Here is a 25,088-nt window from a genome sequence, read left to right on the forward strand (position 1 = left end):
TGTGCTTTAATTCCAACATTCTCTCATTTAAAGTGGATGTTTGAATGGTTTATCCGAAACACTACCTTTGATTTTATGTCTCTTCAGATGTACGGAGTTTTTTCAGAAATCAAATACTAGTCCTATAGTATTAATGCCTGCTGGAACGAAATTAAAAACATTAATATTTAATTTTGTCCAAAACTACCCTGAATCATATTCTGCCAGTAGTTCCAGTTTCATTTAGGCAAAACATAAAGTGTATAGCTTGGGGATGCTGCTGACGTGATTTTTGACTAGCCATTTCTTTATCAATATCAATGAAGTAATCACCACTATTTGGTTCAATTGCAATGTAGCAACCGTAATGTTCTTTAATCAACTCAGGACGCACTCGCTCAAAAATTGCTCGACAACGCTGATAAAATGCTTCATCTTATGCTTTGCGTCTAGCTAATTCTTCAGGTGATAAAGTTCGTTCTGGAAATATTCGGCCTTGGCGTGCGGGTTGTTTTGCGGTTGATTCAGCCATTATTAATAGGATGATGTATTCATTTCCTATTATAAAAACGTAAGGGCGATCGCTCTTTCTTCCCAATCCCTACTATCAAAATAACTCTGCGTTCTCTGCGGTTCGTTAATTAAAAAAAATAGGCAATGGTAATCACTACCACCGCCTAAAATCAACACCAGTTTAATCTATCGTCACGACATTAGTTATTACTCGCGTCCATATTCATCAGCCGGATCGCCATAAGGATCTTCACTCGCTGGACTGTAATTGCTGTACTCATCAGCAGGGTCGCCGTAAGGGTCTTGGCTGGCTGGGGTAAAATTGCCATAGTCCTGATCTGCGGGGTCGCCATAAGGGTCTTCGCTGGCTGGGCGCACCTCGCGGTCTAAATCTTGGTCAACTTCGTCATTATTTGAGCCAGCGAAAAACTCTTTCGCTCTTTGAAAAAAGCCGTCTACCATAATTATTCTCCTGAAATTTTTTGGTTAAATCTAGTAAGCTGGCGCTTCTTGGGGAGCAATATCTCTTAAATCACGACCTGTAGAGCGCCCGTTATAGCCTTGAAAATCTCGATATTGCTGTGCTTCTGACTCTGGAACGCGAATTCCTTCTTGTGGCGGTGTTACCCAGTGAGCGCGACCTTGGTTATCGCGGTAGTAAACACGCCCATTTTTAGACAGGTAATATTTACCATTTGGCCCTGCTCCTTGGGCATTTTTGCGCTGTTGATAGAGGTAATAAAGCGCAGCCGCACCTGCTAAAATGGCTACTTTTTGTCCTGTAGATAATCCTCTTTTAGCTTGGGGTTGGTTGGTAGCAGTGGGATAATTGACGTTTCTACCAACCGTGTCATCTACAGGTGGTGGAGGTGATGCTGTACGGGAGCCATCACCACAGCTACTTAACAAAGGAACTGATAGCAAAGTGGAAAGAAATACAGCCGCAGGTAAGGGAGCTTTTTTAGGTTTTTGATATATGGTGTTCATTTATTTTGTGATCACCTTGCATTTTATAAAGGCTGTGTTATTGGCAAATATTTGTAATTTTCATTATTAAAATCATGCAGGAATAATTGCAGTATTTACTCCTGCTTTTGAGAGAATCTGCATTCATTCTCTAGAAATATGTTGTTAACTAAATCAAAACTGTTTTGTGTATCTGCTGATGTAGACCAGTTCATATATTGCTGGTTTGTTTGTATATTTATATACAAATTTATGTTGAGTTAAGTACTAAGTTTTGCGTATAAAAATTTCAATAATTAGCTAAAAAATTACCTTGCTTTACAATATGCACTGATAACGTTTCACTTTACACAAGACACAAATAGACGAGCAGAGGAAGCATCACCTCGACTTCGCTCGGTGAGCGGAAGCAGAGGAAGTGATTTGTATCAGTGACTTTGTGAATAAGTATGAGCAAGAGCGATCGCCTAGCCCCAAAAAATGACAACTTCCGTAAATGTAAAGATAACTTGTTCTAAAATTTACTAAAATTTTATACTTAGCTACTGTGTAACTTCATTTACAGAAATTAGTTGAGTTAATACTGTCGATAAACCCAACTTATACTTATTACACTGGTAATTATCCCTAACAGTTATTAAAACTAAAACCAATAACATTATGTATTATCAACTCTGGAATTTATTCTTGAGTGAGGATAAGTATTTCTATTGGAAAGAAAAAGTCAAATTACTGCCAAAGTTTGACCATTTTACATGGCAGAAAATTATTGATTTTTTATCATTAGTAGAACAGAATTTTTTCCTCAGCACTCAACTAGAAAAAATCGATAGCATTGAAGCATTTCTGCTATTGGCTAAAGAAAATGGTTACAAATTGACTCAAGAAGCACTTGCGTGGTTTGTGATTACCAGAAAACAAATTTGGGATTTGTTGGATGCTGCACAAAAAATCCCATCTTTAAAAGAACAATTACTAGCTGCTAAAAATCCCCAACAGTTTATTAAAATAGCAGCCGAGCATAGGTTTCATTTTTCTGTCGAAGAATTAGCATGGCTATTAACTGAAGTTAAATGTTCGCCAGAATTAGTATCTCTCAATAACAGTGTGGGAGAAATTCTCACAGCTTCAAATTACGGCAGAATTGAAATAGGATACTGGATTTGGTTAGCAGAAGACTGGGGAATTGTACCACCATTCTGTCATCTGCATAAGTCTGATAATTTTGTCAGTGAAAATATCCGCAATCCCTTTTTCCTCGATCGCTGCTTTTTACCGAAGAGCTACTTTACTCAAAGGTTGATGAGTGTGGTGTGAAGGCAGGGGGCAGGGGGAATAAAATCTTTAACTCAGCACTTTGCTGTATAATTAAGCATCCTGATTGTTGAAGGTATGACTTCAGGTCAGGATGCTTGGTTGTTGTTGAGCGAGAAATTTTAGAACAAATTAGCTAACAGAAGCTTTCAAGCTGTTTGGTTGAGCAAAATTGCCTTGCAACACTACACCCCGTTGATTGGCGTGTAAGTGACGCAGAATTTTGTAAATTGCTTCTACTTCTTCTTTAGCACCCACTTTTTCGGCAATTTCTGACAAGGAAAGGGGTGTTTTTTCACTTTGCAAAACAGTAACTACTTTAGTTTGCAAATCCAGAATAGCGGCGGCGGCTTTTTTACCTGCTTCTACCCCTGGTTGGTGATAAGCGTTAATGTTTACCAAGTTGCCATAAAAACCAACAGCACGGTCATACAAGGCAATTAAAGCGCCGACTGTGCGGGCATTAACTTGAGGAATCGTTATAGTAATTGAATCGCGCTGATTTTCATAAAGGGCTTTGCGTGTTCCTTGGAGGAAACCGGCGAGATAATCGCCAGATGTCACGCCTGGGTCTATTTCTGGGGATTGACCTTGACGGTCTTCCAAAACTTCAATCAAAGTAGCAAAGAAGTTTGGTACACCATCACGCAATTGTTGGACGTAAGCGTGTTGGTCTGTTGAACCTTTGTTACCGTAAACGGCAATACCTTGATGGACAACATTACCGTCTAAGTCTTTTTCTTTACCCAAAGATTCCATGACTAGCTGCTGTAAATAGCGGCTGAACAGTGCCAAGCTGTCTTTGTAAGGCAGAACAACCATGTCTTTTTCGCCCTTACCATTGCCAGCGTAGTACCAAGACAATGCCAATAAAGCGGCTGGATTCTTTTTAATATCAGCAACGCGGGTGGCATCATCCATTTCTTTAGCACCATCGAGGATGGCGCGTATATCAATGCCTTGCAGTGCTGCTGGGACTAAACCCACTGTAGACATTTCGGAGGTACGGCCGCCCACCCAATCGTACATGGGGAATGTGGCTAACCAACCTTCAGACTGGGCAACTTTATCTAAGTTACTGCCAGGACTGGTAATGGCTACAGCATATTGGGCAAAATCGAGATTGTTGCCAGCGTAGGCTTTTTTAACTTCAATCATGCCGTTGCGGGGTTCTGGTGTACCGCCTGATTTGGAGATGACCAAAACTAAGGTGCTGGCAAGGTTGTTGCGTAATTGGTGAAGAACGCGGTCAATACCTGCGGGATCGGTGTTGTCAATAAAGTGAATTTTGAGGGGGGGGAAATCGGCGGCGAGGGCTTCGGCGACAAATTCGGGGCCGAGGGCAGAACCACCAATACCAATGGAGATGATATCAGTGAAACGATTAGCTTTGGGCGGATGAATTGCGCCGGTTTGGATTTTGTCGGCGAAGGCTTCAATTTGTTCGAGTGTTTGGACAATTTCTTGGGTGAGTTCTGGCGTGGGTGCTAAATCAGGGTTTCGCAGCCAGTAATGTCCAACCATGCGGTTTTCGTCGGGATTGGCGATCGCACCCTTTTCCAATTCCGCCATATCCGCAAATGCTTTGTCAAATTTCGGACGCAATGATTCCACGAAGGCATCATCAAACCGCATCCGGCTTACATCTACGTATAGTCCCAATCCCTCGTGGAAATATAACCAATCTTGGTATCTTTGCCAAAGTGCTATTGCATCCATAGGGAAATCTCAAGTAAGTTGTTTTTCCATGACAAGTTTAATGTAAGCTCAGGTGCATCCCTGCCTAGCCTTATACAGTTTTAAGTGTTGAGCTAATACTCTGTCCTAAACATCTGGCATAGGTATGACTCGCAGAAACTTGACTATTTCTCCCCTAATCTCAATCCCAATTAAATAATCATCCAAGGTAAAACGGTGAAAAATGCCTTCATGGTCTAGCTGTCGCAGTTCAGGAAGACCATGCAACTGCCACTTTTCTCCAAATTCAAAAAACACAAAATCATACACTCGCTGATAAGCAGCAGGTTCTAAACTCTTCAGATCCATTAAAAAAGACCTGGCATAGCGCATTTCCACACTCACTAGGCATCACCTCTTTTGAGGGTATAAGGGGATAGGGGTGTAGGGGTTTAGGGGAATAAGATGTCAGCTAGGGACTAATCTCTGGCCTCTAATCCCTTTTTCATCACTGCATCAGTAAAACATTAAAATTTGTATCGCTTCTTCCTGAGTCAAGATATCCCAAGGTTGCTGCGATCGCTTGACTTTTTGTATGGCTTTGAGCATATAAAAGTCACAATGTAAAGCGTGAACACTCTCCCAGACGCTTTGGAGTTCTTCGTCACCCAATTGCTCAATTAAATGATGGATTCTTATACGCAGCAAGTTCATATATCAATAAACTATGTTCCAAAAGTCAAGGCTATTGTTCCCAAAAATTGGCAATGGTGAACGGGAAGAGGTAGTATCTTGTGCATGACTGGGTGTAGGGGTGTGAAGGACAAGGGAGACAAGGGGGACAAGGGAGATAAGGGGACAAGGGAGATAAGGGAAGAGAAAATAACTATTGACTGATGAGTATTGATTAAAGATGGTTGATTATTTAATTTTTTTGGCGATTTCGACGGCAATTTTTGCCCTGTTTGGTCTGGGACTGAATTTACAATGGGGTTTTACGGGGTTGATTAACTTTGGTCATATTGCTTTTATGACCTTGGGAGCTTATACAACAGTATTGTTAAGTTTAAAAGGCGTTCCTTTAATCATATCGGCTGTGATTGGTGCGATCGCTGCGGCGTTGTTGGGCTTAATTATTGGTTTTGCGACTCTGCGTCTGCGGGAAGATTATCTGGCGATTGTCACTATTGGTACTGGGGAACTGATTCGCTTGGTGGTGAATAACCAAGAGTTACCCGTGGGTGATACTTGGGTATCTGGGGCATTTGGAGTGCAGAGTTATGTTATCCCATTCTCAACAGCACCTAATTTAGTAGTTCGCTTGATCATGATTGGGTTGTTGACTTTATTGGCGGCTGTAACTTTTTTCACATTGTGGCGATGGATTCGTACAGCCCAAAGATTGTTGGCGGCGGATACTGCTAAAAAAACCAGCAGCAAGCAAGAATTAGCATCACGTTTAGGGGTGGGGATTGTTTTGGGTTTGTTGACAGCCGCAATTTATATTTCTGGTGTGATTGGTTTGTATAATTACAACCCCAAAGCAGGTTTGATGTTGTTGTCGCTGTTGGTGTTGGCGTTTGTTTTTTGGCGGTTAGAAATTTTATTGCGATCGCCTTGGGGTCGAGTTTTAAAAGCAATCCGTGAAGATGAAGAAGTACCGAAAGCTTTGGGTAAAAATGTTTTTTGGTACAAAATTCAATCTCTGATGTTAGGTGGTGCGATCGCAGGTGTGGCGGGTGCGTTTTTTGCTTGGCAGTTAAGCGCCATTTATCCTGATAACTTCCAGCCGCAGTTAACTTTCGACGCTTGGATTATGGTAATTTTAGGCGGTTCTGGGAATAACATCGGCACAATTTTAGGTGCAGTTATTTACTTTGCTTACGATGCCATTACTAGAGAAGTTCTGCCCAGAATAATTCCCTTAGATGAAGCGCGGCTGGGTGCATTTCGGATTATGGTCATTGGTTTAATTTTAATGGTGCTAATGATTTGGCGACCTCAAGGTATTTTAGGGAAAAAGGAGGAACTTACCCTTGGTAAATAACCAATCACCGCCACTTCCCTTATTAGCAGCCTCTGGACTTTGCAAAAGTTTTGGCGGTATCAAAGCAGTGAATGAGGCACAAATTGAAGTTCTCAAAGGTAGCATTACTGGGTTGATTGGCCCCAATGGTGCGGGTAAAACTACTTTATTCAACTTACTTTCTAACTTTATTCGCCCAGATAAAGGACGAGTGATTTTTGATGGCGAACAAATTCAGCAGTTGCAACCATACCAAATTGCCCAACAAGGACTAGTGCGGACTTTCCAAGTAGCGCGGACTCTCTCGCGGCTGTCGGTGTTAGAAAATATGCTGTTGGCGGCGCAAAAGCAAACAGGCGAAAGTTTTTGGCAAGTGCAACTCCAACCCCACGTAGTCGCTAAAGAAGAAAAGGAATTGCAAGAGAGGGCAATGTTTTTGTTAGAGTCTGTGGGGTTGGCGCATAAAGCCCAAGACTATGCCGGGGGTTTGTCTGGTGGACAACGCAAGCTGTTAGAAATGGGGAGGGCGTTGATGACGAATCCCAAGTTAATTTTGTTGGATGAACCAGCCGCCGGGGTAAATCCGAGGTTAATTGATGATATATGCGATCGCATTGTCACTTGGAACCGCCAAGAAGGTCTGACGTTTTTAATTATTGAACACAATATGGATGTGATTATGTCCTTGTGCGATCGAGTTTGGGTATTGGCTGAAGGGCAGAATTTAGCTGATGGGACTCCCAACGAAATTCAATCCAACCCCCAAGTTTTAGAAGCATATTTAGGTAAATAATCTTTAGTTAGGAGTCACAATTCTGACTAATACCAAATACCTTATATATTCCACCATAACCCTTGATTTCATGTTAGTCCGCGTAGGCGGACTTTGTTTTTATAGCCGAGCCAGTGCGTTGGGGAGATAGCGCCGTGGGCGGGTTTCCCGACTTGAGGCGACTGTTGTCGGCTTTGCCGACTCCCTCACTGGCGTGCGAATTCCATTCGTCGGGGCTAGGTGCTAAATCAATCAATTAAATCCTTAATTTATCGGCGTTGATTGCTGTACATTGGCGGTTAATATTTTTATCTAAACCGTATTGCTATAAATCTTGTCGATATATGCTTGTAGTATGTCTTTATTTTAACCAACATAATCAAGCTGTTCAAAATCATGATTCAGATAGCAGGATATGACATTTTTGAAAAGATTCATGAAGGTACATGTACAGTTGTTTATCGAGGTAGGAAAAAACGACAACAACAACCAGTAATTATTAAACTCCTTAAGTCTGAATATCCTACCTTAGAAGAAATTACTCGTTTACGCCATGAATATAGAATCCTCAAAGATTTTGTGAGTGAGCGAGTTGTTAAAGCTTACAAATTAGAAAAATATCAAAATGCTTTTGCGCTGATTTTAGAAGATTTTGGTGGTCAAGCTTTAAGTCAAATTCTGCTATCTAGGCAATTAACAGTTATAGAGTGTTTACAAATAGCGATCGCTTTAGCAGAAACATTAATTGATTTAGAGAAAGCAGCAATTATTCATAAAGATATTAAGCCCAGTAATATTATTATCAACGTAGGAAGTGAACAGGTAAAATTAACTGACTTTGGTTTATCTTCCCGACTATTTTTAGAAAAGCCGGCTATTGGCAACCCTAACTTATTAGAAGGTACTTTAGCCTACATCGCACCAGAACAAACAGGAAGGATGAATCGCTCGATTGACTATCGTAGCGATTTTTATTCTTTGGGTGTGACTTTATATGAAATGCTGACAGGTAAATTACCATTTACCAATCATGATCCACTAGAGTTAGTTCACTGTCACATTGCTAAAAAACCCATCCCACCCAAGCAATATCAGCACATTCCACAAGCTGTGTCCGATATTGTGATGAAACTGTTAGCGAAAAACGCAGAGGATAGATATCAAAGTCCAGAGGGGTTGAAATTCGATTTAGAAACTTGTCTTAGACAGTTGCAAGCAGGTGGAGACATTAAAGATTTTACACTTGGTCAGCGCGATCGCGGTCATCAACTGTTAATTCCGCAAAAGCTTTACGGTAGAGAAACAGAAGTTACCACATTGATGGATGCTTTCTGGCGAGTTAGCCAAGGCGCAACAGAAATGATGCTAGTTTCTGGTTATTCAGGTATTGGTAAAACATCGATTGTCAATGAAGTTCACAAACCTATTGTTGCAGCTAGAGGATATTTTATTGCAGGTAAATTTGACCAGTTTAAACAAGATATTCCTTATGCGGCTTTCATCCAAGCTTTTCAAGAGTTAATTCGTCAACTATTAACAGAAAATGAACAGCAAATAGCCATTTGGAAACAGAAATTACGCGAAGCTTTCGGTGCTAATGGCCAAGTGCTGATTGATGTGATTCCCGAAGTAGAATTAATTGTTGGTTCACAGCCAGATGCTCCTAAACTGGGTACAACTGAAACCGAAAATAGATTTAACCGCGTTTTTCAACAATTTGTTAATGTTTTTTGTCAAGCAGAACATCCATTAGTTATTTTTTTAGATGATTTACAATGGGCAGATTCCGCATCTTTAAAATTAATTAAACTGTTGACGACAGATGAAAGTAGCCGATATTTATTCTTAATAGGTGCTTACCGCGATAACGAAGTTAGCCCGACTCATAGATTAATTCAAACGCTACAAAAAATCCGTCAAACACACACAGTGGTGCATAGTATCACTGTCAAACCTCTGTTAATTACTCACGTCCAACAAATTATAGAAGATACACTCAATCAAGGAAATATAACTAACAAAATTGAGTTATTAGCCGAGTTGGTTTTTAATAAAACTCAAGGTAATCCATTTTTTCTAACTCAATTACTCAAAAGTCTATATAGCGAAAATCTCTTGGTATATCATGTAGCTACAGATAGTTGGCATTGGGACATTCAGGAAATTCAATCTGTTGGTATTACTGACTACAATATTGTCGAATTAATTGCCAGAAATATTCGTAAATTACCATTAGAAACACAGAAACTTTTGCAGTTAGCAGCTTGTATTGGTAATCAATTTAATTTAAAAGTTTTATCAGCCGTCTATGACTATTCAGAGATTATCACCGCTAATCATTTATGGAGTGCTTTGCAAGCAGGTTTGATTCTGCCCTTATCTTCCAATTATAAAATACCTTTGGTTTTTGAAGAGAAAGAATCAAATCTCTGGCAATTTAGCAATACGAAAATTAATTATAAATTCTTACATGACCGAGTACAACAAGCTGCTTATTCTCTAATTCCTGAAACTAAAAGAAAAACTACTCATTTAAAAATTGGGAAACTACTCCTTAAAAATACTTCACCAGAAACCCAAAAAGATAATATATTTGCCCTAGTCAATCAATTGAATTTTGGCATTGATTTACTACAAACACAAATCGAAAAAGATGAATTAGCGCAACTAAATCTCCTAGCTGGACAAAAAGCAAAAGCCGCTACAGCCTATGAAGCGGCTGTGAAATACTTAAATATTGGTCTACAACTGCTAAGTCCTGATAGTTGGACAAGTCAATATACCTTAACTTGGAATTTTTATCTAGAAACAGCAGAGGTAGAATACATCAATATTAATCTAGAGCAAGCCTTATTCTTATGTAATCAAGCCATCAAAAAAATTAGTCATCTTCTTGATGGAGTGAAATTTTATCAACTAAAAATTAAAATTTATTTAGCTAAAAATCAAGTAGATATTGTTTTAGATATTGGTCAGCAACTGTTAGAAATGCTAGGTGTTACTTTAGTAAAATCACCACCAGCAATTGATATTGAGCAGTTATCTCAACTGTCACTGATGACTGATAAATATAAATTAGCAGCAATGGAAATTTTAATGTTACTTTGGCCTCCTGCTTGTTTTGCTGAAAGCAGCATCACAATTCCCATTCTGCACACAATGGTTGAGCTTTCGAGACAATACGGCAATTCCCCTCCATGTATATTTGCTTATGCGGCTTATGGTCAGTTAATGGCTTGGTCAGTGCCGGATATTAATTTAGGTTATCAGATGGGGCAGTTAGCTCTGCAACTGTTAGATCAATTAAATGCTAAAAAATATAAATCTCAATCTTTGTTAACAGTTTCGATTAGTCTGACTCACCACAAAGAGCATATTCGAGCAACTATAAATCCGATATATGAAGCAATTGAAAGTGGTTTAGAAGTGGGTGATATTGAATATGCTTGCCATGCAGCTAACTTTTATTGCGCTCATATCTTTTTTATCGGTAAACATTTAGATACTGTTGCCCAAACTCAATCGGAATATATTGATTTTGTCAGCAAATTTGAGCAAAAGCATCAACTAGGCTTAATTAAAATCTGCGCTCAATTAGTTGCAAATTTGCGTGATCAATCTGTGATTAAAACCCAATTAACTGGGGAGATTTTAGATGAGCAAGAATTTATTAATTCTGTTAAATCTAGTAAAAATATTTTACCGTTATTTGATGTTTATGCTTATAAAGTATGGCTTTGTTATCTGTTTGAAAAATATGAAGAGTGTTTGCAGTTTGTAGAATTGACATTGCAATATAGTCTATTCATGCAAACAGGTGTATTATTTAGATATAACAACTGGTTTTATTCTTTAGCATTATTAGCCAAATATCCTGATACTTTATCATCTAAAGTGCGGAATAAAAATGAACAAGGAACCTACATCAAGCAAGTAGGAAAAAATCAAGAAATCATGAAGTATTGGGCGGAACATGCTCCAATAAATCATCTGCATAAATATCAACTAGTAGAAGCAGAAAAAGCTAGATTCTTAGGAAAAACATTGTCAGCAATGGAACTTTATGATTTAGCTATTGCTGGGGCTAAAAATAATGGATATATCCAAGATGAAGCACTTGCTTATGAATTAGCAGCCAAGTTTTATTTAGCTTTGGGAAGACAAGAAATCGCCAGAACTTATATGACCAAAGCCCACTATAGTTATATCTGCTGGGGTGCAATCGCTAAAGTTAAAGATTTAGAAGCAAAATATTCACAGATAATCCTTGTTTCCCAAAAAGAGTCAACATTAGCTAAAACTCAGACTTCTAATTCTTCTACTACTAGCAGTAGTTCACAAGTATTAGACGCTACAACAATTATTAAAGCTTCCCAAACACTTGCTAGTGAAATTATTTTAGAAAATTTACTAGAAAAGTTAATGAATATTGTGATTGAGAATGCTGGCGCTCAAACTGGTTTTTTAATTTTAAAGCAGCAAGAACAGTTATTGATTCAAGCTAAAGGTGCTGTAGATACTTCTAAGGTAGTAGTATGTCAATCTTTGTTGGCAGAAACTAGTCAACAGTTACCTAATTCTTTAATTAATTATGTAGTCAGAACTAGAGAGGATGTCATTTTAATTGATGCAGTTCATGAGGGAATATTTACGACAGATATCTATGTTCTGCAACATCAACCAAAGTCGGTATTATGTACACCGATTATCCATCAAGGTGAGCTTTTTGGTTTATTGTATTTGGAAAATAATTTGGCGGTTGGTGCTTTCACTGCTGAAAGATTAGAAGTATTGAAAATTTTATCTTCTCAAGCCGCAATTTCTATTCAAAATGCCCAACTTTATCAAAATCTTAAGCAGGAAATTCAAGAGCGTCAGCAGGCAGAAGAAGCATTGCGGGAAAGTGAGAAAAAGTTAACGCAGATTTTGGAAGCTGTTCCAGTGGGTATATTTGTGGTTGATACCCAAGGACAAGCTGATTATGCAAATCAAACTGCACAGAAAATTTTAGGTAAAGGGAATATTGCTCAATCTACAACTACGGAATTAACTGAGATATATCAAGCTTATCTCCAAGGTACAGCTAAACATTATCCGATGGAGAAGCAGCCAATTATCAGAGCTTTGCATGGTGAAAGTATTGTAATTGATGATCTGGAATTGGAGCTTGGAAATCAAGTTATTCCTTTGGAGGTGTTAGCAACGCCAATTTTTGATAATAAAGGTGAAATTATTTATGCGATCGCAGCTTTTCAAGATATCACACAACGTCAGCAGGCAGAAGCCGAGCGAGCTAAATTCACCCAAGAACTGGCTCAGAAAAATACAGCTTTGCAACGAGCCACAGAGCAATTAGCAGAATCTAACCGCAACTTAGAAGTTAAAGTGCAAGAGCGCACCAAGGAGTTAAGTCAAACTTTAGAAATTCTCAAAGCTACGCAAGCTGAACTAGTAATTGAAAACGCTTTATTAAGGAGTACAGAACAAACTCTCTCTTATGAATATCAAGTAGGCGGAAGTTTACCCATAGATGCGCCAACTTATGTTGTCCGCCAAGCTGATAGACATCTTTACAAAGCTTTGAAACAGGGAGAGTTTTGTTACATTTTCAATGCTCGACAGATGGGTAAGTCTAGCTTACGAGTACAAATTATGAAAAGACTACAAGCAGAGAATTTTGCTTGTGCAGCTATGGATATTTCGGAAATTGGAAATCAGCAGCTAACTTTAGAACAGTGGTATGCAGGTTTCATTTATATGTTAGCCAGCAGTTTAAATCTTTTAGCTCAGGTGAATATTCGTACTTGGTGGCGTGAACATGAATTGTTATCACCAGTGCAACGCTTGAGTAAGTTTATCGATGAAATAGTATTAGAAAACCTTCAGCAAAACATTGTAATTTTTATCGACGAAATTGATAGCCTACTCAACTTGAATTTTGCGATCGATGATTTCTTTATCCTACTGCGGAATTTTTATAATAAACGAGCTGATCTGCCAAAATATCAACGCCTCACTTTTGTATTGTTGGGAGTAGCACACCCTTCGCAATTAATTCTAGATAAGAAACGTACTCCCTTTAACATTGGCCAAGCTATTCAACTGAGTGGTTTTCAATTGCATGAAGCTCAACCTTTACTACAAGGATTAACAGAACGAGTCGGTAATGCTCAGAATGTCCTGAAAGAAGTGTTAGCCTGGACAGGTGGACAGCCTTTTCTCACCCAAAAACTTTGTAAACTCATTCGGAATTCTTCAATCAGTATTCCTCAAGGTAGTGAAGCCAGTGGGATAGACAACTTAGTCCAAACCCAAGTAATTGAGAATTGGGAAGCCCAAGACGAACCTGAGCATTTAAAAACTATCCGCGATCGCCTGCTTAATATTGAATCACAAACTATTGCCCGATTAAAGCTATATCGAGAAATTTGGCATCAAGGCAAAATTGTTGCAGTTGATAGCCTAGAGGAAAGGGAATTGCTGTTATCTGGTTTAGTCATTAAGCAGCAAGGAAATCTCCGAATTCATAACCGAATTTATAAATTTGTCTTTAATGCTGATTGGTTAGAGCAAATATTGTATAAACATACAAGTTAACTCAACTAAATATTTAGAGTTTTTAATCCGAATTAATTTGGTTAACAATTTCAGTTACACAATTGCTAACTATCGAAAATCAGATACTTTGAGAAGTACATTTTCTACCAAAGCAGAGCCAATAAAGCCATCACACTGTACAACAATATTTTTATGGAATGTTTCTATTTGAAATCCACTGATTCGATCCCAAAAAATTTTTATCCAGGCATTTGGGTCATTTCCCAGTTGATAAATAACATAACCTTCCGTACCTGACATAGCCAATACTTGAATTACCTGTTTTGCTGCTACATCTTTTGGTGGGCTAGACTCATGATTTTGGCAACATTGTTCTGCATAATGATATTCTTTAACCTTTAATGGTAAATCACAACGGTTATTGATTGTGCAGTATAACTGTAATGATTTTGTAATTCTATGATTTTTGTTTTTGTTATATGTTTCGGCTGTGAATTTGTTATGATATCCAACTTTATTTACTTTCCAATAACAGCCACTTTGATGACGACCTTTGCCAAAAGAAAACACTCTTTCCTTTTGTTCTTCAGGAGTGCATAAACTAGTTTCACCTTTCAAATAACCATATTCACCATCATCATTCTGCCATTGAGTTTGTAGCCTCAAATAGTCTCCATCTACTACTTCTCGGCGTTCAGTTAGATTCATCTGCTCAATTTTCCACTTCGCACTGACTACTTGCGGATTATCTTGGTTAGCAAAAGTTAATCCCTCACCTGGAAAATAAGTTTCATCTTTTCCTGATTTAGCATCTAAATAAAAGTTCGTTACTTGACTTTGAAGGACAACTAAGTCATTATTTCTGACAGGTTGATTAATATCTTCTTTCTTAGTTGAAAGAATCTTCCATCTGTATTTTGATAATTGATTACTGCTAGGACATTGCGAATCAGATTCTGTCTTAGTATATTTAACTTTGTCGGTATGACAAAGATAGCGAGATTGACCTTGAGCTGCAATACTCATTTCAATTTCATCACCATATCGAATAACTGATTGTGATGGATTATGCCCATTATTTATGATGTATTTATCTATTTCATTTTTGAGATATATTTGTTTTTGTTCAATATTTGCATCTTCCGGAAAATATTCTTTTGTTAGTAAATGATAGATAGGCACTAATTCTAATTTTATAGGTACGGGAGCAGTTTTGACAGATTTAGCCCAGTCATGAAAACTGTGGAATGAAGTGCCGCCATTATAAGTTATTTGACTACATTGATCTGCGATTTGCTCACGAAATTTATGATGTAGATTTGGAGCATTTTCAATCGAGTTTCCAACTTTTAAAATCTCAAAAGTGCCTTGGGCTTCGGTCTTGACATTGATATGATTACCGACCATTGAGATGTAGTCTTCTTTTGTAAAAGCTAACTGATGATATGCTTGCCCACCATAAAACACTGTATGAGCATAATGTGTACCAAACTCTTGGATTAATAACGATGATTTATGATAAACCTCTGCAACTAATTTTTGAAAATAGCTATTCAATTTTTTAGGCTTGGTGTTATCTAGCTGGAGTTTATAATTATTGATGATTACTTTAGTGTAAATTAAGACTTTCTCATTATATTCCGTTTCTTGACTGATATTTTCATAGGTGTTACTGCGGCTATAAGCAAATAATTCTCCTATTGGGTCACTAACGCCAAAGTTGATACATTGATGCAAAAATTTTTGAATATCATACGCAGAAAAAATTACTGTTGTAGTGGAATTTAATAAGCCACTACTTTCAAAAATATGTAGAACTTCAGGGGGTTTAAGTCCATTACCATCTAGGATGGGAATAGTAGCTTCTAAATCAAATACCATTCTCAAACCTGAACTATTAACTAAATGTAATGGATCGATTTCTAGAATATTGTAGCCTCTACTAATTAAATCCCAATTTTTTAGAGGACTAATATTATTGATTGTTAATTCTTGGAGTTGCATATTTACCTTTAGTCCTCAATAAGGGATTGATAATTATGAGTTGAATTTTAAATACTAGCTTTATGAGTGTATATGTCAAAATTAAGCAAAGAATAGGCTAGAAAATTAGATGATTAATTGCTTATTATAGAGACCTATAAATTAACTGAGTGAGCTATCTTTACTTAATCTCTTAAATCAACTACTTTTAAGAGAACATTTTCTACTGAGCCAGAGCCAATAAAACCATCAGGCTGAACTATGATATCTTCATGAGAGGTTTCTACTTTAAATTTATTGTTTGAGCCAGTCAGCCAAGGTACATCCCAATAGATTTTTATCCAGGCATTTGGGTCATTTCCCAGTTGGTAAATTACATATCCTTCTGTGCCTGATGAAGAAGCTGTGCGACCAGATGAAGCAAATGCTTTAATCACTTGTTTTGCTGGCACATCTTTTGGTTTATTAGTTTCTTCTGGATACCATCTTCCCAAACGATGATAAGTTTCTTTAAGCTTTAATGGCACATCACAACGACTGTTAATTATACAGTGAAACTGTAGTGAACTAGCCATGATATACATTTTTGATGTTGTTGTATATTTTCAATTAAAAGCCCAAAACAGGTGAGAATTAAGCAATCATAATTCAGGAGGTAGAAGTTAAAAAAACACCAGATAATTGATATTTTGATTGATGAATTTTTCTGATTTTTCTAGGATTCTGGCGACTGAATTATGACTCCCAAATTGTTACCAAAAAATCAATAGCAAGATAAGCCAATTGAACGATTAGTAATTATTTGTGCAAAAATTTTTGAATCAGACTATACTTTAATTAAGGTACTTGGCATAATTAGATTTTTTAAATTAATGCTTGTTTTACTAAGTAAATTTAGTTTAACAGCGTAATTCTATGAAGACAATCGCAGTTTAGGCTCTTAAGCAATAAGTTAATGACTATTAATTGCTAAGTTGTCAAAGCTAACAATAGAGAGAAATTCAGGTTTTTTACCAGTCAATTTTGACAAGAGGTAACTCTGTTAAGTTCGGATAGGCTCTTATCTTCGGAAAAACCCATAGCTTATCTTCGGAAATTGCTAACAAATGCAGATTTTTCTGACACTGAATTATAACTTTAGACTGAAAAAAAAACTAGGTGTACATCAAAATTAATGCAGAAAACATGCGATCGCACCCTAGAACAATTCTCAAAATTATGCCTGGTGAGCTGTTAGTCAAGCAAAATAACGGCTTCAGCACTACAATCAGATTGTCATTTAGAAACCTTTTGAGCGTGTTAGGCATCCTGACAGTTCTTTTATCTGCTTTTGTTTTGGCGTTTCACAACGTGACTGTGCGAGTTTTATTCTCAGAACATCTCGTACTTGGCTTGTTTTTACTTGGTGGATACGTTAAGCCAGACTTGCCAAATTCATTTTTGCTGATGTTTATGCGGATGCTGCTAGTGGTTCCACTCATGGCTGCTCTAGCATTCAAGTTATATCCATCAGCGTTAAAAGAATTACAAGATGTCTTTAAATATCATCGTATGGATGTTTTGCGCCAAGCCTGTGGCTGTGGAGTATTAATGTTTGTGTATATTGCCTTACTCTACATTGCGATCGGTTTGATTCCGACGGGAATTGCCATAACTTTGTTCTTTTCTTACCCTGTGTTTACTGCACTGTTGGCTTGGAAATTTTTTGGCGATCGCCCGACAAGTTTTCGTTGGCTGGTAATGGGTATTATTTTAGTAGGTAGTGTTCTAACTATTCCGCCATCTTCTAATAGTTATAGTAGTTCTGCTATTACTTTAGGAATTATCACAAGTGTGGGTGCTGGAATTGTTTATGCTTTCTATGGCGTTATCGCCCAAAAATGTTTAGAAAAATTTCATCCAGTTCCCTTCACTTGGATTAGTTTTGCTTCTACTTTGCTGCTTTCTGGTGTTAGCTTACTTTTCTGGCCTCTTCCCAGTAGTCAACTTGATTGGACACCAATGTGGATTGGTAGTATTTTTTCGGGTATTGTCAGCTTTGCTGGACATACTTTCAATAATTTAGGAATTCAGATGATTAGTGCTACGAAAGCTTCGATTATTGCTGCTAGTAGTCCAGCTTTGACAGCTTTAGTTGCATGGGCAACAATTAGCGAAACTTTAACTGTAATTCAGAGTTTAGGAATTGGTGTAGTGACATTGGGAATTGCGTTACTAAGTGCAGAAAAACATAGTAATTCATGAGTTTTGCACCTCTGAAATATCTCCTCAATAAATAAAAAATATGCTTGCTAAGGCTATCTTGTTTGATTTAGACGGAACATTGACAGACCCGAAGTTAGGAATTACTAGTTGTATTCAGTTTGCCTTATCTGAACTTGGTTATCAACCACCAGAACCTGATGAATTGAGTTGGTGTATTGGCCCGCCAATTAAAGATAGTTTTTCTCAACTATTACAAACCTCAGATGAGACAATACTTACACAAGCAATTTCTCTGTATCGTAGTCGGTTTTCCACAATTGGGTTATTTGAAAATACTCTGTATCCGCAGACTATAGAAACTCTGAAGGTAATTCGCTCGGCTGGTTATCAAACTTTTGTAGCAACTTCTAAACCTGATATTTATGCAGCAAGAATTATTGAGTATTTTGGTTTATCAACATTATTTGATAAGGTTTATGGCAGTGAACTTGATGGCACGCGGAGTGTGAAAGCTGATTTAATTCACTATATTTTGGTTCAAGAAAATCTGTTATCTGCGAGTACAATTATGGTGGGCGATCGCAAACACGATATCATCGGAGCTAAGGCTAATAATTTAACAACAATTGGCGTTACTTACGGCTATGGAACTGAGCAAGAATTAACAACTCACGGTGCAGATTTTATTGTTCATTCACCAGATGAAATCGCTAAATTGCTGATACAGCGTTTTTCGGTTGAGTGTAGTATAGCAGGTGACAGGTAATATGGTTAAAAACTTTGTGGTGTCTAAGTTTGATTATTTATCGATTTCCTAACCAACTTAGCTACTGCTATATAAGTTGATAGAGGCTAGAGGCTAGAGGCTAGATGAATATACCTCATTGTGGTGAAAATTGCTGATATTTGAAAACTAGTTTTATCAAAATATTAAGATGTTGACAAAGCTATCAATAAACAAATGAGTAATAAACCAAGTAACAACAGCCAAGTTTGATTACGTTTTATCCAACTTTGAAAAGTTGTAGAAAAACCGTTGTCTTGACGCTGTTGTTCTTGCTGTAACTGGTACTCGGCAAGATTTTGATAAAGGGTACAGTCTTTGGCGTAGGGACGCTGGGGAAAGTTGCAAGTGTCGTCAGCGTGGTAGGTGCAACTATCACACAAATATTCGTCTCCGGTAGCGCGATGTAAGGGAATACCGGGATGACCAAAAGCTTTGAGTGTTGTTCGGCAATAAGGACAGGTAATAGCCTGACTCTCAACGAGTTGATGGCAACGAGGACAAGATACAGTAGCCACAACTTAACCACAAATAAGTAAACACCCTGATTTTAGCGAAAGTTTAGTTTATCGTGACAAACAGGGAAATCTCTTTCTGACTTTTGCCTTCTGACTTTTGCCTTTTTACTTTTGCCTTGTAGTACTATCCCAAAAATAATTTATATGCCAAATTCTGGCTTTCATCCCAATACTGATAACCAAGGGTATCGAGAAAAGCTTGCCATTCTTGCATTTCGTGGGGTGGTACTTGCATCCCCACAACAATGCGTCCATAGTCTGCGCCGTTGTTGCGATAGTGGAACATACTAATATTCCAGTTAGGACTCATAGAACCGACAAACTTCATCAAGGCACCAGGACGTTCGGGAAACTCAAAGCGATACAGTAATTCATTGTGGGCGAGGGGCGAATGTCCGCCTACCATGTGGCGTAAGTGTAATTTGGTGAGTTCATCATCGGTTAAATCGATGGTTTTAAAGCCGCAGTTTTCAAAGGTTTCTATCATTTTGGCTTTGTCGGCGCGATTTTGAATCTGCACACCGACAAAAATATGGGCTTCCTTCTCATCGGCAATGCGATAATTAAACTCAGTTAAGTTGCGTTGACCAATACATTCGCAAAACTTCCGCAGACTCCCCTGTTCTTCGGGGATGGCGACTGCAAATATGGCTTCCCGGCGTTCACCCAACTCAGCGCGTTCAGCCACAAACCGCAAGCGGTCAAAATTCATATTTGCACCGCAAGCCACAGCAACTAAGGTTTGTCCTTGAATTTGTTCTCGTTCGACGTAGGCTTTGGCAGCTGCGATCGCCAATGCCCCCGCAGGTTCTAAAATAGAACGGGTATCTTCAAAAACATCTTTAATTGCCGCACAGGTATCATCTGTATCCACCAAAATAATTTCATCTACATATTCTTGGCACAGGCGGAAGGTTTCTTCCCCTACTTCCCGCACTGCTACCCCATCGGCAAACAAACCAACTTGCGACAGCCGTACCCGTTTTCCGGCTTTTAAAGATTGGTTCATGGCATCAGCATCAACAGGTTCCACACCAATAATTTTAATTTCTGGACGTAACCGTTTCACATACGCCCCAATTCCCGAAATCAAACCACCGCCACCAATAGCCACAAAAATGGCGTGAATGGGTTGCTGATATTGTCGTAAAATTTCCATCCCGATGGTTCCCTGACCAGCAATGACATCAGGGTCATCAAAAGGATGAATAAAAGTTAAACCTTTTTCGGCTTCTAATTGTCGCGCATAAGCATAAGCATCATCGTAAGTATTGCCATGCAAAACAACTTGTCCGCCCCTAGCTTTAACTGCATCTACCTTGACTTGGGGTGTAGTTACAGGCATTACAATAATCGCAGTTGTTCCCAAACGACTAGCAGCTAAAGCTACACCTTGGGCATGATTTCCCGCCGAAGCTGCAATGACACCTTGTGCTAACAAATCTGGCGGTAAGTTTGCCATTTTGTTGTATGCACCCCGCAGCTTGAAAGAAAACACCGACTGCATATCTTCCCGCTTTAATAACAGCTTGTTATTCAGTCTCTGGGAAAGATTCGGGGCATATTCCAAAGGGCTTTCTTGGGCAACATCATACACACGGGCGGTCAGGATTTGTACTAGGTAGTCACAAAGCATGGGTGTCAAAGGGTAGCAGATGCCGGATAGATGTTAATTTTACGGCAGTTGTGTACTCAGATTTCCGAATTGTTGAGAAGTCGCGGATCTTTTCGCTGGAAAATATTTGTTGTAGAGATATAAAAACTAAATTGTGTCTGGGTCAATATTTAATTCTCGCAATTTCGCAGCTAAACGTTCTGCAACTTCTTCTGGTGTGGGAACTAATTTGCCTGAAGGTGTAAAAAATCGCAATAATCCTTGATGAATTCCCAAATATAAATTTAACTGTTGACTCCACAAATGCCCTTGAGGGTTTGGTTCTAAAGGTTGATACACTCCATCTAACAAATGATACCCAGCAAATTCTAAACTCTCTGGGTCGAACCAAAAATAATCAGGGGTACGAAAAGTATCTTGATAAATCTGCTTTTTTAAACCTTTATCGGTATCCGCAGTTTTTGGCGATAGAATTTCGACAATTACGTTAGGATATTTGCCCTCTTCTTGCCAAACTACCCAACTTTTTCTTGTTCGGCGTTCCGTTCCTAAGACTACAAAAAAATCTGGGCCGCGAAAGTCTTCCGATTTGCGCTGGTTAGGACTGTAGTAAATTGTCAGGTTAGCCGCTGCGTAAAAGTCTTGTCTGTCCCGCCACAACCATTCCAGACATTTCAAAAGTAAGATGATCTGTCGTAGATGCAGTTCAGTTTCCAACGGAGGCTCATCACTATATAAGTCACCAGGGGGAAAGATAACATCTTCTGGTGTGTCTTGACGAGTGTTGAAATCTTGAGCAAGAGACATAGCGGGGATGAAGTTATCTGGGTATGTGTCTAGTGTAATGGCTGGTGATGCGGTGCGATCGCTATACTAACTAGCAGTAGCACAGCATCATACAAAATCAATGGGTGCAGCAATTATTATTTTTATCATCCTGGGATTGATTGTCACCGCAATTTTTATCAGTCCCATTTTGACTAAACGGCGGCGAAATCGCATTAAAAAGCGTCCTTTTCCACCACTGTGGAGTGCTGTTATTGAAAATAATCTCCCGATTTACTTACGCCTGACTTCCGAAGAACGCCGACGGCTACAAGGACATATTCAAGTCTTTTTAGCAGAAAAACAATTTATTGGCTGTCAAGGCTTGCAAGTCACAGCAGAAATGAAAATTACGATTGCGGCTGTTGCTTGTTTACTCCTATTAAATGAACGCGGCGAATACTTTCCTAAATTGCGCTCAATTTTGATTTATCCCAGCACTTATTTTGTCAATCAAACTGTGGCTGTAAGTGATTATGTTGTAGAAGAAAGACGCGATGCCAGACTAGGAGAATCTTGGGTAAAAGACCAAGTCATTTTATCTTGGGAACAGGTGCAAAGAGACACCCAAAATTGGAGTGATGGACATAATGTTGTGCTGCATGAATTTGCCCATCAATTAGATCAAGAAGATGGTAAAGCGGAAGGGGTACCGATTTTACCCAACAAATCAGATTATCTTGTTTGGTCGCAAGTAATGACAGCACAATATCAACAACTTTGTAGTGATATTCAACAAGATATTAAAACTGTAATTGATAGTTATGGCGCGACTAATCCCGCCGAATTTTTTGCCGTAGCGACTGAGACTTTTTTTGAGAAGCCACAGCAATTGTTAGAGAAACATTCGCAGCTTTATGAGTTGTTGCAACGCTATTATCAAGTATATCCAGCGCAGTGGGTTTAGATATTTGGACGGGTGCGATTCTCAAACTCTTTTTCTCCGTGCCTCTGCGTCTCTGCGTGAAGTCAAAATCATCTTACTAATCAGCAACACCCAATATCTTTTAACCGACTGCGAAATCTGTAAACTTCCGCATAGAAGGTGAATGAAAGCCAACTACAATATCTTGCTTTGGTACTCCCATTTTTACTAATTCATCCGCTATGTCTATTTCAGTTGAGTTCCACTGAATCCAAATTTTTTCATTTTTGATGTCGATGTGCATTGAACAGCCATAAACACGACATTTATTTTCCCAACCGATATGGACAATTTGATAATGATTGCGTTCTGTGTCAAAAATAGTTTCTACTTCAATATCTCCATAAGCAGGTTTATAACTGGCATATTTTGTTAGGAGTTGCTGAACATACTGCCGATATTTATCTAGTTTTGCCATCTTACGATCTCCTGAGTATCAACATCATAAATTAACAACTTGACTTGATATTCTTGAATTTGCATTTGGGTAAAGGGAAGCATGAAAAAATCGTTGTACGTTTCTAGGTTAACTGCTAAATATAAAATACGTTCTGGTTGTTTTTGTCTCAATGCAGTACGGTAGTTGAGAAATTGACCAAAGGCAGTATGAAAATCAGCGATGGCTGATGTACTAATAAAACTTTTGATTTCAACAGCAATTTTTTGACCATTTTTTTCAGCAGCAATTAGTTTCTCAGCCCCCAAATCAATATACATTTGCACTCCACCAAAGCTAATGTACAGGGGGTCATCAGTAATTAACCAACCATCTTTTTGTAATGCTGATTTCACAATATTGTGAAATTTATCCTTCGCTGACATAATCTATTTGCCGGACTTTGAAGCATTCTATCTATAAATTATGCACTGTGTTAGGTTAAACCTGTTGTGCTATCGATGAAACTGAAACTGCAATCACTTATCTATTTTCCGTTAGCCAAAAACTAGCTCAGGAGTCAAATCCTTTCAAGATTTACCAGCAACCCCACCGGGCGATCGCCTCATACTCTACACTAATTAATATCCTGACTGCTAACCTGCACTGATTTCAAAGATATTGTCCATGCAGCTACTTAAAACAACTGACACAGATTTTTCCACCGCGTTCCAAGCACTCGTCAATAATCGCCGGGAAGCCACGGTTGATGTTAGTGGTACAGTACGCGGCATTCTGGCTGATGTAAAAGTGCGGGGTGATGCCGCAGTTAAGGAATATACTAGCCGTTTCGACCATTTCAGCCCGGAATCTTTGCATCTGAGTGTTGATTTTATCGCCGCCCAAGCCGCCAAATGTCCTGCTGATGTCAAAGCCGCCCTGGAATTAGCCGCCGAACGCATTAGCAGCTTTCACCAAAAACAACTACCCCAAGATATTGGTTACACCGATGCAACAGGGGTAAAACTCGGTTTAAATTGGGTTTCTCTCTCGCAAGTTGGTATTTACGTCCCTGGTGGACGCGCCAGCTATCCCAGTTCGGTGTTGATGAATGCTTTACCTGCCAAAATTGCCGGAGTAGAACGCATTGTCATGACAGTACCTATGCCACGGGGTGAAATTAACCCGGCTGTGTTAGCGGCGGCGCAGGTGGCTGGGGTAACAGAAATATATGGTATTGGTGGGGCGCAAGCAGTAGCCGCCCTCGCCTACGGCACAGAAACTATTAAACCTGTAGATAAAGTTGTTGGCCCTGGTAATGCTTATGTTGCGGAAGCCAAACGGCAGGTATTCGGAACTGTGGGTATTGACAGCATCGCTGGCCCTTCGGAAATTTTGGTGGTAGCTGATGATAAAAATAACCCAGAGTGGATAGCTTGGGATTTATTATCGCAAGCAGAACATGACCCAAGCGCCCAATCTATTTTAATTACTGATTCAGAAACTTTCGCCCAGCAAGTTATCACCGCCGTTGAATTAGTTCTGACCAAGCTGTCTACTCAAGCAGTAGCAACTGCTAGTTGGCAAAATCATGGGGCAGTTATTGTAGTGAGTGATTTGGCAGAGAGTATACCATTGCTGAATCAATTGGCTCCTGAACACGTTGAGTTATGTGTTGATAACCCGCAGTTACTAGCTAGTCAAATTAAATGCGCCGGCAGTTTATTTTTAGGACGCTACACGCCAGAAGCGATAGGTGATTATTTGGGCGGCCCTAACCATGTCTTACCAACTTCCCGTTCGGCGCGGTTTGCTTCTGGTTTGAGTGTGTACGATTTTCTCAAACGCATTACTTATTTAGAATGCAATCAAGCCGCGTTGCAAGAAATTGGTAAAGCTGCGGTGACTTTAGCTGAGGCGGAAGGTTTACCAGCCCATGCGGGGAGTGTGGCTGTACGTTTGCAATCACCTGAATAGTGCTGAGTTGAAAGTGCTGAGTGTAATTAATTTTGCTTTTTACTCAGCACTCTTGAAAAGCTTGGTCATCCCTCG

The 25,088-nt window shown here is 38.9% G+C and carries 20 protein-coding genes and 2 pseudogenes; 9 read left to right on the plus strand and 13 right to left on the minus strand.

Annotated elements, in window-relative coordinates:
- Positions 1-120: pseudogene (locus H6G75_RS11055) on the plus strand (IS630 family transposase); the annotation flags it as partial.
- Positions 121-193: 73 nt separating this feature from the next.
- On the opposite strand, the pseudogene H6G75_RS11060 reads toward H6G75_RS11055, so the two are convergent.
- From H6G75_RS11060 to H6G75_RS11070, 3 genes and pseudogenes are all read right to left on the minus strand, one after another.
- A pseudogene (locus H6G75_RS11060) lies at positions 194-511 on the minus strand (hypothetical protein).
- Between the two features lie 188 nt (positions 512-699).
- Positions 700-954 (minus strand): translation initiation factor, encoded by a 255-nt coding sequence (locus H6G75_RS11065; protein WP_190979990.1) that lies wholly within the window; start codon positions 952-954, stop codon positions 700-702.
- Between the two features lie 30 nt (positions 955-984).
- Complete coding sequence (locus tag H6G75_RS11070) at positions 985-1,479, minus strand: hypothetical protein (RefSeq protein WP_190979991.1); 495 nt, start codon at positions 1,477-1,479, stop codon at positions 985-987.
- A gap of 639 nt (positions 1,480-2,118) precedes the next feature.
- On the opposite strand from H6G75_RS11070, the gene H6G75_RS11075 reads away from it, so the two are divergent.
- A complete protein-coding gene (locus tag H6G75_RS11075; RefSeq protein WP_190979992.1) occupies positions 2,119-2,775 on the plus strand; it encodes a Nif11-like leader peptide family natural product precursor in 657 nt (218 codons plus the stop codon).
- Between the two features lie 129 nt (positions 2,776-2,904).
- On the opposite strand, the gene H6G75_RS11080 is transcribed toward H6G75_RS11075, so the two are convergent.
- From H6G75_RS11080 to H6G75_RS11090, 3 genes are all read right to left on the minus strand, one after another.
- Positions 2,905-4,491, minus strand: a complete 1,587-nt coding sequence (locus tag H6G75_RS11080) for a glucose-6-phosphate isomerase (RefSeq protein WP_190979993.1) — start codon at positions 4,489-4,491, stop codon at positions 2,905-2,907.
- 105 nt (positions 4,492-4,596) lie between these two features.
- The gene (locus tag H6G75_RS11085) at positions 4,597-4,854 is read right to left on the minus strand and encodes a hypothetical protein (protein WP_062296559.1); all 258 of its coding nucleotides are present in this window, start codon (positions 4,852-4,854) and stop codon (positions 4,597-4,599) included.
- 111 nt (positions 4,855-4,965) lie between these two features.
- Positions 4,966-5,163: a hypothetical protein gene (locus tag H6G75_RS11090; RefSeq protein WP_062296557.1), complete on the minus strand. Its 198-nt coding sequence runs from the start codon at positions 5,161-5,163 to the stop codon at positions 4,966-4,968.
- Positions 5,164-5,362: 199 nt separating this feature from the next.
- On the opposite strand from H6G75_RS11090, the gene H6G75_RS11095 reads away from it, so the two are divergent.
- The 3 genes from H6G75_RS11095 (at position 5,363) to H6G75_RS11105 (ending at position 13,844) form a co-directional block, all read left to right on the plus strand.
- Complete coding sequence (locus H6G75_RS11095) at positions 5,363-6,496, plus strand: branched-chain amino acid ABC transporter permease (RefSeq protein ID WP_190979994.1); 1,134 nt, start codon at positions 5,363-5,365, stop codon at positions 6,494-6,496.
- On the plus strand, positions 6,486-7,268 hold the full coding sequence (locus H6G75_RS11100; RefSeq protein WP_190979995.1) for an ABC transporter ATP-binding protein: 783 nt from the start codon (positions 6,486-6,488) through the stop codon (positions 7,266-7,268). Before H6G75_RS11095 ends, H6G75_RS11100 begins: the two co-directional genes overlap by 11 nt.
- Positions 7,269-7,643: 375 nt before the next feature.
- Positions 7,644-13,844: an AAA family ATPase gene (locus H6G75_RS11105; RefSeq protein ID WP_190979996.1), complete on the plus strand. Its 6,201-nt coding sequence runs from the start codon at positions 7,644-7,646 to the stop codon at positions 13,842-13,844.
- Positions 13,845-13,913: 69 nt separating this feature from the next.
- Here the strand turns inward: H6G75_RS11105 and H6G75_RS11110 are convergent, their stop codons facing one another.
- Together H6G75_RS11110 and H6G75_RS11115 are read right to left on the minus strand one after the other, a co-directional pair.
- The gene (locus H6G75_RS11110; protein WP_190979997.1) at positions 13,914-15,809 is read right to left on the minus strand and encodes an MAC/perforin domain-containing protein; all 1,896 of its coding nucleotides are present in this window, start codon (positions 15,807-15,809) and stop codon (positions 13,914-13,916) included.
- Between the two features lie 164 nt (positions 15,810-15,973).
- Entirely contained in the window at positions 15,974-16,363 is a 390-nt protein-coding gene (locus H6G75_RS11115; protein ID WP_190979998.1) for an aegerolysin family protein, read from the minus strand.
- A gap of 583 nt (positions 16,364-16,946) precedes the next feature.
- On the opposite strand from H6G75_RS11115, the gene H6G75_RS11120 reads away from it, so the two are divergent.
- A complete protein-coding gene (locus H6G75_RS11120) occupies positions 16,947-18,032 on the plus strand; it encodes a DMT family transporter (RefSeq protein ID WP_313934827.1) in 1,086 nt (361 codons plus the stop codon).
- Positions 18,033-18,072: 40 nt separating this feature from the next.
- On the plus strand, positions 18,073-18,759 hold the full coding sequence (locus H6G75_RS11125) for an HAD family hydrolase (RefSeq protein ID WP_190979999.1): 687 nt from the start codon (positions 18,073-18,075) through the stop codon (positions 18,757-18,759).
- A 164-nt stretch (positions 18,760-18,923) separates the two neighbouring features.
- Here H6G75_RS11125 and H6G75_RS11130 read toward each other — a convergent pair whose 3' ends face one another.
- From H6G75_RS11130 to H6G75_RS11140, 3 genes are all read right to left on the minus strand, one after another.
- Entirely contained in the window at positions 18,924-19,295 is a 372-nt protein-coding gene (locus H6G75_RS11130) for a zinc ribbon domain-containing protein (protein WP_190980000.1), read from the minus strand.
- A gap of 124 nt (positions 19,296-19,419) precedes the next feature.
- Complete coding sequence (gene ilvA, locus H6G75_RS11135; protein WP_190980001.1) at positions 19,420-20,931, minus strand: threonine ammonia-lyase, biosynthetic; 1,512 nt, start codon at positions 20,929-20,931, stop codon at positions 19,420-19,422.
- 126 nt (positions 20,932-21,057) lie between these two features.
- A complete protein-coding gene (locus tag H6G75_RS11140) occupies positions 21,058-21,717 on the minus strand; it encodes a Uma2 family endonuclease (RefSeq protein WP_190980002.1) in 660 nt (219 codons plus the stop codon).
- Between the two features lie 100 nt (positions 21,718-21,817).
- Here H6G75_RS11140 and H6G75_RS11145 point away from each other — a divergent pair, with 100 nt between their 5' ends.
- Entirely contained in the window at positions 21,818-22,642 is an 825-nt protein-coding gene (locus tag H6G75_RS11145) for a M90 family metallopeptidase (protein ID WP_190980003.1), read from the plus strand.
- 100 nt (positions 22,643-22,742) lie between these two features.
- Here the strand turns inward: H6G75_RS11145 and H6G75_RS11150 are convergent, their stop codons facing one another.
- Positions 22,743-23,078, minus strand: a complete 336-nt coding sequence (locus tag H6G75_RS11150; RefSeq protein ID WP_190980004.1) for a XisI protein — start codon at positions 23,076-23,078, stop codon at positions 22,743-22,745.
- Positions 23,066-23,482, minus strand: coding sequence for a XisH family protein (locus H6G75_RS11155; protein ID WP_190980005.1), 417 nt, complete (start codon positions 23,480-23,482; stop codon positions 23,066-23,068). The genes H6G75_RS11150 and H6G75_RS11155 overlap by 13 nt, the downstream gene beginning before the upstream one ends.
- A gap of 241 nt (positions 23,483-23,723) precedes the next feature.
- On the opposite strand from H6G75_RS11155, the gene hisD reads away from it, so the two are divergent.
- Positions 23,724-25,013, plus strand: coding sequence for a histidinol dehydrogenase (hisD, locus tag H6G75_RS11160; RefSeq protein WP_190980006.1), 1,290 nt, complete (start codon positions 23,724-23,726; stop codon positions 25,011-25,013).
- The last annotated feature ends 75 nt before the right edge of the window (positions 25,014-25,088 follow it).

This window comes from Nostoc sp. FACHB-280, assembly GCF_014697615.1.
GTDB lineage: Bacteria > Cyanobacteriota > Cyanobacteriia > Cyanobacteriales > Nostocaceae > Nostoc_B.

Coding starts and splice junctions, on each gene's coding strand:
- hisD (WP_190980006.1), top strand. CDS start 23,724: ATGCAGCTACTTAAAACAACTGACACAGATTTTTCCACCGCGTTCCAA.
- H6G75_RS11065 (WP_190979990.1), bottom strand. CDS start 954: ATGGTAGACGGCTTTTTTCAAAGAGCGAAAGAGTTTTTCGCTGGCTCA.
- H6G75_RS11070 (WP_190979991.1), bottom strand. CDS start 1,479: ATGAACACCATATATCAAAAACCTAAAAAAGCTCCCTTACCTGCGGCT.
- H6G75_RS11145 (WP_190980003.1), top strand. CDS start 21,818: ATGGGTGCAGCAATTATTATTTTTATCATCCTGGGATTGATTGTCACC.
- H6G75_RS11115 (WP_190979998.1), bottom strand. CDS start 16,363: ATGGCTAGTTCACTACAGTTTCACTGTATAATTAACAGTCGTTGTGAT.
- H6G75_RS11105 (WP_190979996.1), top strand. CDS start 7,644: ATGATTCAGATAGCAGGATATGACATTTTTGAAAAGATTCATGAAGGT.
- H6G75_RS11080 (WP_190979993.1), bottom strand. CDS start 4,491: ATGGATGCAATAGCACTTTGGCAAAGATACCAAGATTGGTTATATTTC.
- H6G75_RS11075 (WP_190979992.1), top strand. CDS start 2,119: ATGTATTATCAACTCTGGAATTTATTCTTGAGTGAGGATAAGTATTTC.
- H6G75_RS11110 (WP_190979997.1), bottom strand. CDS start 15,809: ATGCAACTCCAAGAATTAACAATCAATAATATTAGTCCTCTAAAAAAT.
- H6G75_RS11090 (WP_062296557.1), bottom strand. CDS start 5,163: ATGAACTTGCTGCGTATAAGAATCCATCATTTAATTGAGCAATTGGGT.
- H6G75_RS11150 (WP_190980004.1), bottom strand. CDS start 23,078: ATGGCAAAACTAGATAAATATCGGCAGTATGTTCAGCAACTCCTAACA.
- H6G75_RS11155 (WP_190980005.1), bottom strand. CDS start 23,482: ATGTCAGCGAAGGATAAATTTCACAATATTGTGAAATCAGCATTACAA.
- ilvA (WP_190980001.1), bottom strand. CDS start 20,931: ATGCTTTGTGACTACCTAGTACAAATCCTGACCGCCCGTGTGTATGAT.
- H6G75_RS11140 (WP_190980002.1), bottom strand. CDS start 21,717: ATGTCTCTTGCTCAAGATTTCAACACTCGTCAAGACACACCAGAAGAT.
- H6G75_RS11095 (WP_190979994.1), top strand. CDS start 5,363: ATGGTTGATTATTTAATTTTTTTGGCGATTTCGACGGCAATTTTTGCC.
- H6G75_RS11125 (WP_190979999.1), top strand. CDS start 18,073: ATGCTTGCTAAGGCTATCTTGTTTGATTTAGACGGAACATTGACAGAC.